The organism is Shimia sp. R11_0 (assembly GCF_017744035.1).
Taxonomy (GTDB): Bacteria; Pseudomonadota; Alphaproteobacteria; order Rhodobacterales; family Rhodobacteraceae; genus Shimia; species Shimia marina.
In genome coordinates this window covers 18,376-33,552 of sequence record NZ_JAGHQY010000014.1, presented here as the reverse complement: position 1 = coordinate 33,552, position 15,177 = coordinate 18,376, and the positions used below count along the sequence as shown (strand labels likewise).

Below are 15,177 nucleotides of genomic sequence, written 5' to 3'. Positions count from 1 at the left end.
CGCTTCGCGATCCGTGAAGGCGGCCGCACCGTTGGTTCCGGTGTTGTGTCCAAAATCGTCGAATAATCAGAGCATCTGATACGCGAAACGAAAGAGCCGCCCAACGGGGCGGCTCTTTTGCGTTGGGACAGTTGTTTGGTATCAGGCCCCTTGTTGATGTCGCCGGCAGCGTTTCGTGTTAACATGTTCACAAAAATGTGTGCCGATCTTGCTTTTCACGACTTGGTGATGTGACATGGTGCATGCCCCGTCGGGAGCGGCGGGTTGAAAACAGGGGACAACAATGAAACGCGTATTCTCTGCGGCCTTGGCTGCTGCAATCTGTGCCGCACCCGTTGCGGCGGAAGACTTCAAATGGGCGGGGACCACCGACCCGCAAACCATGGACCCGCATGCGGTGAACTCCGCGCCGGTTCTGGGCTTTCTCAACAACGTTTATGAAGGGCTTGTGCGTCGGGGCAAAGATATGTCCATTGAGCCTGCGCTGGCCACAAGCTGGGAGCCGATTGGCGAAGGGGAAGGCTGGCGCTTCTACCTACGCGACGGCGTGACTTTCCATGACGGCAGCACCTTTGATGCGGAAGATGTGCTGTTTTCTTATGAGCGCGCCTCCAGCGAAGTTTCGGACACGCGCAGCTGGTTTGCGCCGGTGTCTGAGGTCAAAATGGTGGACGCTCAAACCATCGAGATTTACACCACTGCGCCCAACCCGATTTTCCCTGACAGCATCGCCAATTGGATGATCATGGATAAGGGCTGGGCTGAGGCCAACAGTGCGGCGCGCCCGGATAAAGAAAACGGCAACTACGCCACGCTCAACGCCAATGGCACCGGTGCCTTCAAGGTCACTGCGCGCGAGCCCGGTCTGCGCACCGAGCTGGCGCCGCATGACGGCTGGTGGGACGAAGCCACCCACAACATCACCAAGGCTGAGTTCACGCCGATTCAGAATGCGGCCACTGCTGTGGCGGCGCTGCTCTCTGGTGAAGTCGATATGATCAACCCTGTGCCCATTCAGGATGCCGCGCGGCTTCAGGGGCAGGCGGGTGTTCAGGTGATTCAGGGCATTGAGGCCCGCGTGATCATGCTGGGCTTTGCACAGGATGCTGAGACCCTGAAATACGGTGCAGACGCAGGCAAGCCGAACCCTTTCCAAGACGCCCGTGTGCGGGAAGCCGTGGCCAAGGCGGTGAATGTGGATGCGATCCTCAAAACCATCATGCGCGGCAATGCCGAACCGGCAAGTCAGTTGGTCAGTCCGGCCATGCGTGGCTATTCTGAGGCGCACTCCACACGTCCGACTTTTGACGTGGACGGTGCCAGGGCGCTGCTCGCGGAGGCAGGCTATGCTGATGGGTTTGAGTTTGGTCTCAAGTGCCCCAACAACCGCTATCTGAATGATGAGGCGGTCTGTCAGGCGGTGACATCTATGCTTGCAAAGGTGGGGATCACGGCACAGCTTGATGCGATGCCGGTGCAAAACTACTGGCCGGAACTGCGGGCCGATAACTTTGACATGTATCTGCTGGGCTGGTCCCCGGGTACTTTTGATGCAGAGCACCCAATCCGTTTCCTGGCGTCCACGCCGAATGCAGAGAAAAAGCTGGGCAGCTGGAACTTTGGTGGCTACTCCAACGCGCGCATTGATGCGCTTCTGCCGATGATCCAATCTGAGATTGATGATGGCAAACGTCAGGCGATGCTGGATGAATCGGCTCAGATTTTGCAGGAAGAGACCGCTTATGTGCCGATGTATGTGCAACCTCTGGTTTGGGGCACACGGGACAATATCTCTCTGACACAGAGACCAGATAACTTCTTTATTCTGCGTTGGGTCAACGTGCAATAATCCTGCAAATACAGAGGGCGCCGGGCAACACTCTGGCGCCTTATTTCCTTGGCTTGACCCCACTTGAAGAAGAGCGCAAGGAACGCCGATAATCACAAAAGGACGCAGTGATGCTGACGTATGTCATAAAGAGAGTCTTGCAGTCCGCCTTGGTGCTTCTGATCGTCGGGCTTGTTGCTTTCAGCATGTTTCGATTTGTTGGCGACCCGATTGACAATTTGTTGGGTCAGGAACGCACCGATGCCGACATCGCCCGCCTGCGGGTGGAACTGGGGCTGGATCAACCGTTTCCCGTACAATACTACAAATTCCTCGAAGGCGCCGTTCAGGGCGATTTTGGCGTGAGCTATCGTCAGGGGCGCCCGGTGGGGGAAATCCTGCTGGAACGCGCACCAGCGACGCTGGAACTGGCGGCGGTGAGCGGTTTTCTTGCCATCAGTATCGGTATTGGCCTTGGGGTCTTTACGGCGATCCGCAAGGATGGGTTTCTTGCTAATGCGATCATGTCGATATCGCTGATTGGGGTGTCTCTGCCGACCTTCCTCATCGGTATCCTCCTCATATATGTCTTTGCCGTGGAGCTGGGATGGCTGCCCTCGTTTGGGAGGGGAGATGTGGTGCAGTTTGGCTGGTGGAGCACGGGGCTTTTGACCTCTTCGGGGCTGAAGGCGATCATCCTGCCCGCCATCACGCTGGGGCTTTATCAGATGACGTTGATCATGCGTCTGGTGCGCTCTGAGATGCTAGAGGTGCTGCGGCAGGATTACGTGCGCTTTGCCCGTGCTCGTGGCCTGAAGGCGCGCACAGTGAATTTCCGTCATGCGCTGAAAAACACGCTGGTGCCGGTGATCACCGTCACAGGTCTTCAGCTAGGCTCGATCATCGCCTTTGCGATCATCACCGAAACGGTCTTCCAGTGGCCCGGTGTGGGGCTCCTGTTCATCAACGCGATCCAGTTTGTCGACATCCCTGTGATGGCCGCTTACCTGATGCTGATTTCGGTGATGTTTGTGGCGATCAACCTGATCGTTGACCTGCTTTATTTTGCAATTGATCCGCGCCTGCGCACGGATGGTAAGGGGGCGCACTGATGTCTGACCAAACCTCAACCGCGCCGCAGTCCCGACTGGCGAAAGCCTGGGACAGCGACTTCGCTTACAACTTCCGCCGCTCGCCAGTGGCCGTGGTGTCCTTCCTTGTGGTGATGCTCTTGGTGCTGAGCGCCATCTTCGCCCCGCTGATTGCGCCTTATGACCCGTTTGATCCGGGCTCACTGGATCTGATGAACGGCTTCACCGCGCCGATGGCCGCCAATGATTTCACCGGAGACACCTTCTGGCTGGGCACCGACGATCAGGGGCGCGATGTGTTTTCCACCATCCTTTACGGCATGCGGATTTCGCTGTTTGTGGGCTTCTCTGCTGTGCTCTTTGCCATGGTGCTGGGCATTACGCTGGGTCTGATTGCCGGCTATGTCGGCGGCTGGGTCGAAACCCTCATCATGCGCGCCGCAGATGTGCAGCTGACTTTCCCCGCCATTCTGGTGGCCATGCTGATCTTTGGCATCGCCAAGGGCATCACCCCGATTGAACATCAGGACACCATGGCGATCTGGGTTCTGATCCTTGCGATTGGTCTGTCAGACTGGGTGCAGTTTGCCCGCGTGGTGCGCGGCGCAACGCTGGTTGAGAAAGACAAGGAATATGTGCAGGCCGCACGCATGATGGGCCGGGGCCGTGGCATCATCATGCTGCGTCACATCCTGCCCAATGTGCTGTCGCCCGTGCTGGTGATTGCCACCATCTCTCTGGCATTGGCTATCATCGCGGAGGCAACGCTGTCGTTCCTTGGTGTGGGCGCACCGCCAACCCAGCCGTCGCTGGGCACGCTGATCCGCATCGGGCAACAGTTCCTGTTCTCCGGCGAATGGTGGATTCTGCTGTTCCCCTCTGTCACGCTTCTGGCGTTGGCGCTGTCTGTGAACCTGCTGGGCGACTGGCTGCGTGATGCATTGAACCCGAGGCTGCAGTGATGAGCGACACACTTCTTGATATCGAGGGCCTGTCGGTCCACTTCCCGACCCGTCGCAAGCTGTTTGTGGCAGTGAACAAAGCCAACCTCGCAGTCGAGCCCGGCGAAATCCACGGTCTTGTGGGCGAATCTGGCGCGGGCAAATCCACCATCGGCGCTGCCGTGATGGGTCTGCTGGAACGTCCCGGTCATATCGCGGGCGGCACGGTGAGCTTTAAGGGCGAGGCGGTCAGCGGGCGCGATGCCGAAGGCATGCGTGCGCTGCGCGGGGCCAAGATCTCCATGATCTTTCAGGATCCGCTGACCTCGCTGAACCCGCTGCTGACTGTGGGCCAGCAATTGGTGGAAACCATCCAGTTCCACCTCAAGCTTTCCGATGCAGACAGCAAGGCGCGCGCGATTGAGCTCCTCGATCGGGTGGGCATTCCCAACCCGAGCGAGCGCATCAATCAATATCCGCACCAGTTCTCTGGTGGCATGCGCCAGCGGGTGGTGATTGCGCTTGCGCTCTGCTCTGAGCCGGATGTGATCATCGCGGATGAACCCACCACGGCGCTGGACGTGTCCATTCAGGCGCAGATCCTTGATCTGATCAAGGAGCTGGCGCGGGAGCGGCAGACCGGCGTGATCCTGATCACCCACGACATGGGTGTGATTGCGGACACCACCGACAAGGTGACCGTGATGTATCAGGGTGAGGTTGTGGAAAGCGGCAGCACCGAGCAGGTGCTGGGCGCCCCGCAGCATGAGTATACCAAATCGCTCATTGCAGCCGTGCCACGCCCCACGCTGAAGGTGCATCGTTTCCCGCAGCTCTCTTACGGGGGGCGTCAGATCACCTTTGAGATCGAAGATCTTGCGCGCAACTGGAAGCGCCCGGAGCCAACCAAATCCGGCACGCTTCTGAAGGTTGAGGGGCTCACCAAAACCTTCCTGCAAAGCGGGTCGATCATTCCGTCGCGGCGCAAGTATTTCACTGCTGTGGATCAGGTCAGCTTTGACATCCGCGAAGGCGAGGTCTTTGGCATTGTGGGCGAAAGCGGCTCGGGCAAATCCACCGTCGCGCGGATGATTGCCACGCTGTATCAGACCAATGGCGGCAAGATCTTTTTTGACGATCAGGAGGTCACCAGCCTCAAGACCGCCAAGGATCTGGAAAGCTATCGCCGCCAGATCCAGATGATCTTTCAGGATCCTTTCTCAAGCCTCAACCCGCGCATGCGGGTGGATGAGATCATTGCAGAGCCGGTGCGCCACCACAAGCTGCTGGAAGGCGACGCCATTCAGCACCGCGTGGATGAGCTGCTGGAGCGTGTGGGGCTTGGCTCTGAGGCCGGGCGCAAATACCCGCATGAGTTCTCCGGCGGTCAGCGCCAGCGGATCTCGATTGCGCGTGCGCTGGCCACCCAGCCGCGCTTCCTGATCTGTGACGAGCCGACCTCGGCGCTGGATGTCTCCATTCAGGCGCAGATCCTGAACATCCTCAAGGATCTTCAGGAGCATCTGGGCCTGACCATGCTCTTCATCAGCCACGACCTGCCGGTGGTGCGCCAGATGTGTGACCGTGTGGGCGTGATGCGTCAGGGGCAGATGGTGGAGGTGGCCGACACCGAAACCCTCTTTGCCAGCCCTCAACAGGCCTACACGCAGGAGCTTCTGAGCCTCATGCCAAGGCTTGAGGGGCTCTCCACCGAAGGGCTGGAAGGCGAAATCGTCTAACTGTCAGACATAACCGCAGAAAGCGCCGCCATTGAGCGGCGCTTTTTTATGGCGCAGGGGGCGGCTGTTGGGCAGGATGTCCTTCAAGTTCAAGGAGAAAGACATGTCAGAAGAGCAGCCCTCGGAGATTCGCGACGGCGAAAGCCAGCTTGGATTTGATCCCCTGGACCGCGTGGATGCAGAGCTGCGCTTCATTGGCCGCATCCACACCCCGTGGCAGCGCGGCAATTGCCCCAAGAATGTCACCCGCGCCCGTGAGAGCGGGCAGGGGGCCTCCCTCACACTGGAACCGGGATTCGGGGAAGGGCTGACAGGGCTGTCTGTGGGGGATGGGATTTTGCTGTTTTACTGGATGCATCAGGCGCGGCGCGATCTGATCACTCAGCGGCCCCGGCATCTGACAGAGGCACGTGGCAGTTTCGCCCTGCGTGCACCCAACCGTCCCAATCCGATTTCGCTGGCGGCGGTGCGGATCACATCTCTGGATCTGGCCATGGGCAGGATTGGTATTGATGCCATCGATTGTTTTGACGGCACGCCGCTTTTGGACATCAAACCCAGTGCACCTGCCGTGGATGTGCCGCCGGAACTCGGCTGAGATACATGTGGAAACGCGCTAGCAGCCTGTATTTGCCGTGGGCCGCGTGGGGGAAGTGAAAGGCCAGAGACGCCCATTATGATTGCAAGCTACCGGAGGGGTCATCTTAAAATCGCTGGTGTGATATGATGCCAGCAGGAAGGCCCCTGTGCGCCGGTATTTCGGCGCGCGGCCTGTGTCACGAGGTACCCTTTTCAGGGGGGCGGCTTGTGGCAGAATCCAAACCGACATGTTCATTTTCTGTATCCCCATCCTTGGAAGTGCTGCCGGTGCTGCCCTTGCGACAGGCACAGACGTCTACATCAGGTGATTCCAGTGATACCAAAAATTGGTTAATGAAATCTCATGTCAGGACTGTGAAGATCTTGTGGGGGCATATCTTTTGCAAGCGGTATTATCTGTCACACATGCGCACGGGTAGGTCACACGGACACCGACAATCAGTGCGGATATCAGTAAGGACTTCTATAAAATGTGAGGTGAAGTGGCATCCCGTAGGGGAATCGAACCCCTCTTTCCAGGTTGAAAACCTGGCGTCCTAACCGATAGACGAACGGGACGCTTTTGGGTGCGTCAGGAAGTTGCCTTCCAACCCGAACTTCACTGGCATCCCGTAGGGGAATCGAACCCCTCTTTCCAGGTTGAAAACCTGGCGTCCTAACCGATAGACGAACGGGACGCGCTGTGAAGCGTGAGGCGTATCTAGTGAATGGTGCGGATGGGCGCAAGCGGAAATTTGAGGCTTGCGGTGATTTTTTCAAGAAAGCTGTTTGCAACTGTTTGGGCCGTTGCTTGGGGGCTTTGCCCCCATCGCGGCGCGGCCGCGATTCCCCCAGGATATTGGCATCAAGAGGAAGGCAGCATGGGGATTAGCCGGCTTTTGCTGCGTCCTCCAGGCGCAGCTGCACCGATTGGCGGCCACCCCAAGTGTTGACCTCAAGCCGACCTGCGAGGTGGAAGCGAGCCCCTCCGTGCGATTCGAGCGCGGTGCCCAATGGGGTGTCGTAAGCGCCAAAGGCGATGGCATCGATGCGCGCCCCGAATCCGTCGCCAAAGGTCAGCTTAAGATGGCTTTCTCCTACGCGTTTGGTGAAGCGAATCTCCACATCAGGAAAGGCAAAGCGCGGAGCTGGAGCCCCGGCGCCAAAGGGACCGGCTTTTTCGATGTCGGTGATCAGCTCCACGGAGGCAGCGGTGGGCATTAGCAGGCTGTCGAGTTTCAGGTCCGCAGGCCCCATATCGCCAGCGCCTTGTTTTGCCATCAACTCTGTCAGGCGCTGCATGGCAGGTTCCAGTTGATCGCGGGCGACGGTGAGGCCTGCGGCCATCTTGTGCCCGCCGCCTTTGATCAACAACCCTTCGGCCGCGAGTTTTTGAATTGAGGCGCCCAGATCCACGCCGGAAATGGAGCGCCCGGAACCTTTGCCTTCTGCGCCGTCCAGACCGATCACAATGGCGGGGCGATTGGTGGCTTCTTTCAGACGAGAGGCGACGATGCCAACCACGCCGGGGTGCCAGCCTTCGCCTGCGGCCCAGACCAGCGGGGCGGCAAGGCCGCGCTCTTCGGCCTGTGCCATGGCCGCAGCGCGCACCGCGGCCTCGATATCGCGCCGTTCTGTGTTGAGTTCATCCAGACGGGCCGCCATGGCCTGCGCCTCTTGCGGGTTGTCCGTGGACAGCAGGCGCGCGCCCAGATCGGCCTGACCGATACGACCTCCAGCATTGACACGCGGCCCCAGAAGGAAGCCGAGGTGGTAGCTGTTGGGGGCGCTGTCCATGCGGCTGACATCCGAAAGCGCCGCGACGCCGGGGCGTTCGCGCCGGGCCATGACTTTCAGACCCTGCCGCACCAGCGCACGGTTCACTCCAATCAGGGGGGCCACATCGGCAACCGTGCCCAAGGCCACCAGATCGAGCATCGCCATCAGATCCGGCCCCCGTGAGCCATCCACTTCCCGCATCTGGCGGTTGGCTTCCACCAACATGAGGAACACAACGGAGGCGGCGCAGAGATGCGCGAGGTCGCCGCTTTCATCCTGTCGGTTGGGATTCACCACAGCGACGCAGTCTGGCAGGGTTTCGCCGCCGAGGTGGTGGTCGAGCACAATCACATCGGCGCCTTTGGCAGCGGCGATGGGCGCGTGGCTGAGGGTGCCGCAGTCCACGCAGATGATCAGGTCATGGTCTTTGGCCAAGGCCGCCATGGCAGGTTCATTGGGGCCATAGCCTTCATCAATGCGATCCGGCACATAGAGCGTTGCAGGCAGGCCCATCGTGCGCAGCCAAGTGATCAGCAGGGCGGCCGAGGTGCCGCCATCCACATCGTAGTCGGCAAAGACGGCGATGCGCTGGCGTTGGCGCATAGAGGTCAGAAACCGCTGTGCGGCGGCCTCCATGTCTTTGAGTGTGCGCGGATCCGGCAGCAGATCCACCAGCTTAGGTTCAAGAAACCCTGCGGCTTCGGCTGCGGACACGCCCCGGCGTGCAAGCACCGCGCAGAGCGCTGGCGGCAGCGCTGTGTCCTGTGCCAGCAGCTCGGCGGCGCGCGTTGTTTCGACATCTGGTCCCACCCAACGTCGTCCGGTCAGGCTTTCAGAAACACCAAGGAAGTCAGTCATGGAGGGGCTTTCATCGTGTGAAAAGGCCCGCCAGAAGGCGGGCCATCAAAGGCGGGCGCGTGGCCCAGTCAATCAAGGATGCGGATCAGGTTCAAGAGGTCTGATCTACAGGCGCGCGGTAGGTCACGCGCCGGACAGAACCGGATTTGGAGCGCATCAGCAGGGTTTCGGTTTCGATCCAGCCAGGGGTGCGTTTGATACGGGGCAGCAGAGATCCGCCGGTCACGCCGGTTGCGGCAAAGATGACGTCCTGTGTGACCATCTCGTCGCGAGAATAAATGCGATCCAGATCGGTGATGCCGGTTTTGGCGGCACGGGCGCGCTCGTCATCATTTCGGAACACCAGACGGCCCCACATCTGGCCGCCCATGCATTTCAGTGCGGCAGCGGCCAGAACACCCTCTGGTGCGCCGCCGCGGCCCATATACATGTCGATGCCGGTTTCTTCCGATTCGGCGCAGTGCATCACACCAGCCACATCGCCATCAGTGATGAGGCGAATGGAAGCACCGGTGGCGCGGACTTCGTCGATCATGTCTTCGTGGCGCGGACGCTCCAGAATGCAGACGGTGATATCGGTGGTGTCACAGCCTTTGGCCTTGGCCAGGGCTTCGACGCGTTCTTTTGGGCTCATGTCCAGAGACACGACATTTTCAGGATAGCCTGGGCCAATGGCCAGCTTGTCCATATAGGTGTCAGGTGCGTGCAGCATGGAGCCGCGCGGGCCCATTGCGATCACGGTCAGCGCGTTTGGCATGTCTTTGGCGGTCAGCGTGGTGCCTTCCAGCGGGTCCAGCGCAATGTCCACGCCGGGGCCGTTGCCAGTGCCCACTTCTTCGCCAATGTAGAGCATGGGCGCTTCGTCGCGCTCACCTTCGCCGATGACAACCACGCCCGCGATGTCCAGCAGGTTCAACTGTTCGCGCATGGCGTTTACGGCGGCCTGATCGGCGGCCTTCTCATCGCCGTTGCCGATCAGGGCAGCAGAGGCAATGGCGGCTTGCTCGGCCACACGGGCCAAGCCAAGGGACAACATGCGGTCGTGAAATTCCGGCTTTTGAGACATTGGGAGGAGGTCCTTATATGCGTTTTAAAATACCGATTATCGCAGGGGCGCGCCGCTCACAAGTCTGCCGTGCGCCCCTTTGGGGCTGAAAATCCGTCTACTTAAATCTGTTCAATGCGCAGGGCCACCGGATCTGCGGCCATCACGCCGGTGGCGCGCATGGCTTCAATGGCAGCGTCCAGGTCGGCGCGCTGGGTTTTGTGAGTCACGATAAGCACCGGCGCATGTGCCTCAGCATGGCGTGTTTGACGCATGCGATCAATGCTGATGCCGTTGTCTCCAAGGGCTGTGGCGATCTTTGCCATGGCACCGGGGCGATCTTGCAGCGCGAGGCGCAAATAATAGGGCGCTGGAGAATTGGAACGCGCGGCCTTTGCGGTGACAAGCGCCTTTGCGGGCACGCCAAACGTCGAGAGGCGCATGCCGCGGGCAATATCACAGACGTCGCCCATCACGGCGCTGGCGGTGGGGCCTTCGCCGGCGCCGGGACCACGCAAGACCACCTGCTCCACAGCGTCGCCTTCGATCACCACCATATTGGTGCCGCCGGTGAGCTGGCCCAGAGGACTGTCAGCGGGCACAAGGCAGGGGGACATGCGCTGTTCCAGTCCGCGCCCAGTCATTTGGGTCACCCCCAGCAGTTTGATCTTATAACCGAGTTCAGCGGCCTGATGGATGTCTTCGATCGAAATGCGCTGAATGCCTTCCAGCTCAACGCCGTCAAAATCCACCTGTGTACCGAAAGCGATGGCGGAGAGCAGGGAGAGCTTATGGCCGGCATCAATGCCGCCGACATCCAGATTTGGGTCTGCCTCCAGATAGCCCAAAGCATCGGCTTCGGCAAAAACCTCATCATAGGGCAGGCCCGCATCCTGCATACGTGTCAGGATATAGTTGCAGGTGCCGTTCATCACGCCCATCACGCGGGTGATTTCGTTGCCCGCCAGACCTTCGGTGAGGGCTTTGATCACCGGGATACCGCCGGCCACGGCCGCTTCAAAACGGATGACAGCGCCTTTGTCCTCGGCGGTTTCAGCCAGCGCTTGACCATGGTGGGCGAGCAGCGCCTTGTTGGCGGTCACCACATCTTTGCCCAGTGCCAGAGCCGCTTCGATGGCGTCTTTGGCGGGGCCGTCTTCGCCCCCCATCAGTTCGACAAAAACGTCCACATCGTCGCGCTTGGCCAGGGCGACAGGATCATCCTCCCAAGCATATCCGGCCAAGGAGACACCGCGGTCCTTATCTTTGGAACGGGCGCTGACTGCGGTGATTTCAATGGGGCGGCCTGTGCGGGCGGCCAGAAGATTGGCCTTTTGGCGCACGATCTTGATCACGCCAACGCCGACGGTGCCCAGTCCGGCAATCCCAAGGCGAAGCGGAGAAGGCTGGGAGTTGGTCATGGGGCACGTCCTCAAAAAGTGATGGTCTGGTTGGTTGTGTTGATGTGCCGTGTATCGGCTCTTGGCGGGCTGCGCAACGCAGCGCAGGCCCGATCTTTACTGCAAAGCGGCGGCGCGGCGTTCGAGACGGGCGCGTCGGGCTTCCAGCTCGGCCTCGGTGGTTTCCGTGAGCCGAGGTGGCGCTGGAGTGGGTAACTCTGAGGCGGGGAGGATATCGGGATATTCCGTGCCTGCATTGCGCTCTTCTAGTGCCGCATCGAGACCGGGAATTTGACCGCAGCTTGCAAGGCTTGCAAGCACAGCCAAAAGGCCGCTATGGCATTTCAAAAGACGGGTCACCCTGTGTTCCTCATGCTGCTTTGTCAGACATGGTTATGGACCGGGTATGACGCGTCATACAAGTCACCAATAGCCCGTAAGCTCGGTTTGCACACCGAATGGCGGGGTTTTAAAAGAACATATGTTCAGATAGCCTGAGGAAATGGCACGAACACAAGGCTCTCATTCCGGTATCACCGGCCCCCGCGTGCGCAAGGCCGCGCTTACTTTGTTTGCGCAACATGGCTATGCGGCCGTGTCGATGCGCCAGATTGCACGCGATGTTGGGGTGCAGGCGGGGGCGCTTTATAACTACACACCAGACAAACAGAGTTTGCTGTTTGATCTTATGAAAACCCATATGGACGAGTTGCTGGCCTCTCGGGCGGCGCTGGCGACACCTCCGTCGCCTGCGGCCGCGCTGGAAACCTTCACGCGCATGCACATTCGGTTTCACTCTGAGCGCCCCGATGAGGTGTTCATTGCCTATATGGAACTGCGCAATCTGAGCCCTGAAAATTTCGCAGAGATTGAAGCGTTGCGGCGCGCCTATGAGGATCAGCTGGAAGAGATCCTGCGGGCGGGAGTGATCAGCGGGGATTTTACGGTGGCGGACCCGAAGGTCACCACCATGGCGGTGATCGCTATGTTGACCGGAGTGAATACATGGTTTCGTGAGGGGGGGCGGCTGTCTCTGGAAGAGGTGGAGCAGATCTATTGGGATATGGTGCGCAAAGCGGTTAGGGCGTGATACCCACGCCAGATCTTTGACGCGAGTTGCAAAGCCTTGAAGGCTGGCGGAGGTCTGCCACCGCCAGCTTGTTCAGTGGGCTGGTTGGATGAATGTGCCATTGCGCAGCTCAGTGAAGGCCTGTTGCAGCTCGGCTTGGGTGTTCATCACAATGGGGCCGTGCCACGCCACAGGCTCCTGAATGGGCTGGCCTGAAACCAGAAGAAACCGCACGCCTTGCTCTCCCGCCTGCACGGTGACTTCGTCGCCTGATCCGAAGCGAATGAGCGTGCGGTCTCCGCTCAGGTCGCGGATGTTGAGCTCTTCGCCTGCCACCTCCTTTTCGAGCAAGATGCCGGTCGGTTGGCTGGCATCGGCAAAGGCCGCATCGCCTTCAAAGACATAGGCAAAGGCTCGGCGGCGGGTGTCGATCGGGAAGGTCTTTTTTACGCCTGCTGGCACGGTGACATCCAGAAACATGGGATCCGCGGCAATTCCATCCACAGGCCCTCGTTGCCCCCAAAAGCTGCCGATGATCACGCGCACTTTGGTGCCGTCATCCTCCATGACTTCTGGGATTTCTCTGGCGGTGACATCCTGATAGCGGGGATCGGTCATTTTCAGATCACGCGGCAGGTTGGCCCAGAGCTGAAAACCGTGGTTCACTCCCTGTGCATTGGCGGTGGGCATTTCCTGATGCAGGATGCCGCGCCCGGCGGTCATCCATTGCACGTCGCCCGCTCCCAGATTGCCGGTGTTGCCCAGGCTGTCCTGATGTTCCACAGCGCCATCAATCACATAGGTGATGGTTTCAATGCCGCGATGCGGATGCCAGGGAAAACCGGCCTCGTACAGGCGCGGATCATCATTTCGGAAGTGATCCATCATCAGGAAGGGATCAAGCTCGGTAGGGTCTTGAAATCCAAACACACGGTGCAGGTGAACCCCTGCGCCTTCCATTGCGGGGACAGCCTTGCGCTGTTCCAGTATTGGTCTGATTGACATGGTGTCTCTCCTTTCCCCAGAAAAATAGAGACGATAGACGCTTTGGAAAACTGACGTGCCCGCGCGGATGCTGTGTATCTGCGCACAGAAGGTTTTGAGGAGGTCGCAAAACTTTGGGGAGAGCGACGTAGCGGCACTATGCAACCGTTCTTCCCTCTGTCTCATGCTTGGGCGTATGCTCCGCGCCACATGATATCCACAGGCAGGGAGGCCTACTATGCTAGGGTCTATGATGATGCGTCCGCTCAATATTGCGGACATTCTCAAATTTGCGGCGGAAATTCACCCAACAGGCGAAGTGGTTTCGGTGCGTACCGAAGGCGACCTGCACCGTCAGACCTATGCTGAAATGGCGTTGCGTGTGGCGCGGCTTGCCAACGCCCTTCAGGCGGAGGGGATGCAGGTGGGGGATCGTATCGCCACTTTGGCATGGAATGGTTACCGCCATCTTGAGCTCTATTACGCCATTTCCGGTGCCGGGGGGGTGTGCCACACCATCAATCCGCGCCTGTCAGCGGAGCAGATGACCTATATCGTCACGCATGCAAAAGATACCATGCTGTTTGTGGACACGACCTTTGTGCCGCTGGTCAATGCACTGCGCGCGCAATGGCCTGAAGGCCTCAAAGTGGTGGTGATGACCGATCGGGACCATATGCCAGAGGGTGACTTCCTCTGCTATGAGGAGTTGCTCGCCGCGCAATCTGAGAGTTTTGATTGGCCAGAGTTGCCGGAAGATACGGCCGCAGGTCTCTGCTATACCTCAGGCACCACAGGGAACCCAAAGGGCACGCTTTATACCCATCGCTCCACGGTGTTGCATGCGATGACAGTGGGGCTCTCGATGCCGCATGTCTGTCAGCCGGGCAAACGCATTCTGCCGGTGGTGCCACTTTTCCACGTGAACGCCTGGGGGCTTCCCTTCATTGCTCTGCTGACGGGCGCGTCGCTTGTGTTCCCGGGCGGGGCTCTGGATGGGGCGAGCCTGTTTGACTTGATGGAAAACGAAGATGTCTATTCCGCTTGGGGTGTGCCGACGGTGTGGCTGGGCCTTCAGGGAGAGATGGCCAAGCGGGGCCGCATGCCGCATGGGCTGGGGGATCTGGTGATTGGCGGCTCCGCTGCGCCAGCCAGCATGATCACCTATTTTGAGGAAAACGGCGTCAACGTCTGTCACGCCTGGGGTATGACGGAAATGAGCCCGGTAGGCACTTTGGGCAACCTTCCCGTGCATCTGGAAGACCGCACATTGGAAGAGCGTGTGGCGATCAAATCCTGTCAGGGGCGGCGCATCTTTGGTGTGGATCTGAAAATTGTTGATGAAGATGGCAAACGTCTGCCCCATGACGGCGAAGCCGCTGGCGAGTTGTTTGTGCGCGGCAACAACATCACGGCGGGTTATTTTGAGAACGAAGAGGCCAACGCAGGGGCTTTTGATGCCGATGGCTGGTTTGGCACCGGGGATGTGGCGACCATTGATGGCCATGGCTACCTGACCATCACCGACCGTGCCAAAGACCTTATCAAATCTGGCGGCGAATGGATCAGCTCGCTCGATCTGGAAAATACCGTGATGGCACATCCAAAGGTGGCCAATTGTGCCGTGATCGCCGTGGCCCATCCCAAGTGGGACGAGCGCCCGTTGCTGGTTGTGGTGCCGGGGCCGGACGGCAAGCCGGAGGTCAGTGAACTGATGACACTGCTGGAAGAGCATTTTGCCAAATGGCAGCTGCCTGACGATGTGGTGTTTGTCGAAGAACTGCCGATGACGGCGACTGGCAAAGTCTCCAAACTCACGCTGCGAAAGCAGTTTGCCGACCATAAGTTGCCTGACATGGTGTAA

13 protein-coding genes and 2 tRNA genes are annotated in these 15,177 nt (G+C 59.4%); 8 read left to right on the top strand and 7 right to left on the bottom strand.

All coding sequences use genetic code 11. The annotated features are described in order from the left end of the window. The 6 genes from J7382_RS20240 to J7382_RS19280 all read left to right on the top strand — a co-directional run. A partial coding sequence (locus J7382_RS20240; protein WP_209070628.1) for a hypothetical protein occupies nt 1-66 on the top strand: 66 nt, incomplete at its 5' end. Between the two features lie 217 nt (nt 67-283). Continuing rightward, nucleotides 284-1,849 carry an ABC transporter substrate-binding protein gene (locus J7382_RS19300; RefSeq protein ID WP_209070625.1) on the top strand — a complete coding sequence of 522 codons (1,566 nt, stop codon included), beginning with the start codon at nt 284-286 and terminating at the stop codon, nt 1,847-1,849. Nucleotides 1,850-1,959: 110 nt separating this feature from the next. Next, nucleotides 1,960-2,940 carry an ABC transporter permease gene (locus J7382_RS19295; RefSeq protein ID WP_209070624.1) on the top strand — a complete coding sequence of 327 codons (981 nt, stop codon included), beginning with the start codon at nt 1,960-1,962 and terminating at the stop codon, nt 2,938-2,940. Beyond that, on the top strand, nt 2,940-3,881 hold the full coding sequence (locus J7382_RS19290; protein ID WP_209070623.1) for an ABC transporter permease: 942 nt from the start codon (nt 2,940-2,942) through the stop codon (nt 3,879-3,881). The genes J7382_RS19295 and J7382_RS19290 overlap by 1 nt, the downstream gene beginning before the upstream one ends. After that, nucleotides 3,881-5,599, top strand: a complete 1,719-nt coding sequence (locus J7382_RS19285) for an ABC transporter ATP-binding protein (protein WP_209070622.1) — start codon at nt 3,881-3,883, stop codon at nt 5,597-5,599. Before J7382_RS19290 ends, J7382_RS19285 begins: the two co-directional genes overlap by 1 nt. 103 nt (nt 5,600-5,702) lie before the next feature. Continuing rightward, on the top strand, nt 5,703-6,197 hold the full coding sequence (locus tag J7382_RS19280) for a TrmO family methyltransferase (protein ID WP_209070621.1): 495 nt from the start codon (nt 5,703-5,705) through the stop codon (nt 6,195-6,197). Between the two features lie 485 nt (nt 6,198-6,682). Here the strand turns inward: J7382_RS19280 and J7382_RS19275 are convergent. The 6 genes from J7382_RS19275 to J7382_RS19250 all read right to left on the bottom strand — a co-directional run bounded on the left by J7382_RS19275 (nt 6,683) and on the right by J7382_RS19250 (nt 11,620). Beyond that, nucleotides 6,683-6,757: transfer RNA gene (locus tag J7382_RS19275), tRNA-Glu, on the bottom strand. A gap of 44 nt (nt 6,758-6,801) precedes the next feature. Beyond that, a tRNA-Glu gene (locus J7382_RS19270) sits at nt 6,802-6,876 on the bottom strand. Between the two features lie 190 nt (nt 6,877-7,066). Continuing rightward, nucleotides 7,067-8,815 carry a single-stranded-DNA-specific exonuclease RecJ gene (gene recJ / locus J7382_RS19265; RefSeq protein ID WP_209070620.1) on the bottom strand — a complete coding sequence of 583 codons (1,749 nt, stop codon included), beginning with the start codon at nt 8,813-8,815 and terminating at the stop codon, nt 7,067-7,069. A 91-nt stretch (nt 8,816-8,906) separates the two neighbouring features. Next, complete coding sequence (glpX, locus tag J7382_RS19260; protein ID WP_209070619.1) at nt 8,907-9,881, bottom strand: class II fructose-bisphosphatase; 975 nt, start codon at nt 9,879-9,881, stop codon at nt 8,907-8,909. A gap of 101 nt (nt 9,882-9,982) precedes the next feature. Further along, nucleotides 9,983-11,281 (bottom strand): homoserine dehydrogenase, encoded by a 1,299-nt coding sequence (locus J7382_RS19255; RefSeq protein ID WP_209070618.1) that lies wholly within the window; start codon nt 11,279-11,281, stop codon nt 9,983-9,985. A gap of 96 nt (nt 11,282-11,377) precedes the next feature. Then, nucleotides 11,378-11,620, bottom strand: a complete 243-nt coding sequence (locus J7382_RS19250) for a hypothetical protein (RefSeq protein WP_209070617.1) — start codon at nt 11,618-11,620, stop codon at nt 11,378-11,380. Nucleotides 11,621-11,762: 142 nt separating this feature from the next. Between J7382_RS19250 and J7382_RS19245 the strand changes: the two genes are divergently transcribed. After that, nucleotides 11,763-12,350, top strand: a complete 588-nt coding sequence (locus J7382_RS19245; protein WP_209070616.1) for a TetR/AcrR family transcriptional regulator — start codon at nt 11,763-11,765, stop codon at nt 12,348-12,350. Nucleotides 12,351-12,422: 72 nt separating this feature from the next. On the opposite strand, the gene J7382_RS19240 is transcribed toward J7382_RS19245, so the two are convergent. After that, nucleotides 12,423-13,334: a pirin family protein gene (locus tag J7382_RS19240; RefSeq protein WP_209070615.1), complete on the bottom strand. Its 912-nt coding sequence runs from the start codon at nt 13,332-13,334 to the stop codon at nt 12,423-12,425. A 217-nt stretch (nt 13,335-13,551) separates the two neighbouring features. Here J7382_RS19240 and J7382_RS19235 point away from each other — a divergent pair, with 217 nt between their 5' ends. After that, on the top strand, nt 13,552-15,177 hold the full coding sequence (locus J7382_RS19235) for a long-chain-fatty-acid--CoA ligase (RefSeq protein ID WP_209070614.1): 1,626 nt from the start codon (nt 13,552-13,554) through the stop codon (nt 15,175-15,177).

Coding starts and splice junctions, on each gene's coding strand:
- J7382_RS19300 (WP_209070625.1), top strand. CDS start 284: ATGAAACGCGTATTCTCTGCGGCCTTGGCTGCTGCAATCTGTGCCGCA.
- J7382_RS19245 (WP_209070616.1), top strand. CDS start 11,763: ATGGCACGAACACAAGGCTCTCATTCCGGTATCACCGGCCCCCGCGTG.
- J7382_RS19240 (WP_209070615.1), bottom strand. CDS start 13,334: ATGTCAATCAGACCAATACTGGAACAGCGCAAGGCTGTCCCCGCAATG.
- glpX (WP_209070619.1), bottom strand. CDS start 9,881: ATGTCTCAAAAGCCGGAATTTCACGACCGCATGTTGTCCCTTGGCTTG.
- J7382_RS19280 (WP_209070621.1), top strand. CDS start 5,703: ATGTCAGAAGAGCAGCCCTCGGAGATTCGCGACGGCGAAAGCCAGCTT.
- J7382_RS19235 (WP_209070614.1), top strand. CDS start 13,552: ATGCTAGGGTCTATGATGATGCGTCCGCTCAATATTGCGGACATTCTC.
- J7382_RS19295 (WP_209070624.1), top strand. CDS start 1,960: ATGCTGACGTATGTCATAAAGAGAGTCTTGCAGTCCGCCTTGGTGCTT.
- J7382_RS19290 (WP_209070623.1), top strand. CDS start 2,940: ATGTCTGACCAAACCTCAACCGCGCCGCAGTCCCGACTGGCGAAAGCC.
- J7382_RS19255 (WP_209070618.1), bottom strand. CDS start 11,281: ATGACCAACTCCCAGCCTTCTCCGCTTCGCCTTGGGATTGCCGGACTG.
- J7382_RS19285 (WP_209070622.1), top strand. CDS start 3,881: ATGAGCGACACACTTCTTGATATCGAGGGCCTGTCGGTCCACTTCCCG.
- recJ (WP_209070620.1), bottom strand. CDS start 8,815: ATGACTGACTTCCTTGGTGTTTCTGAAAGCCTGACCGGACGACGTTGG.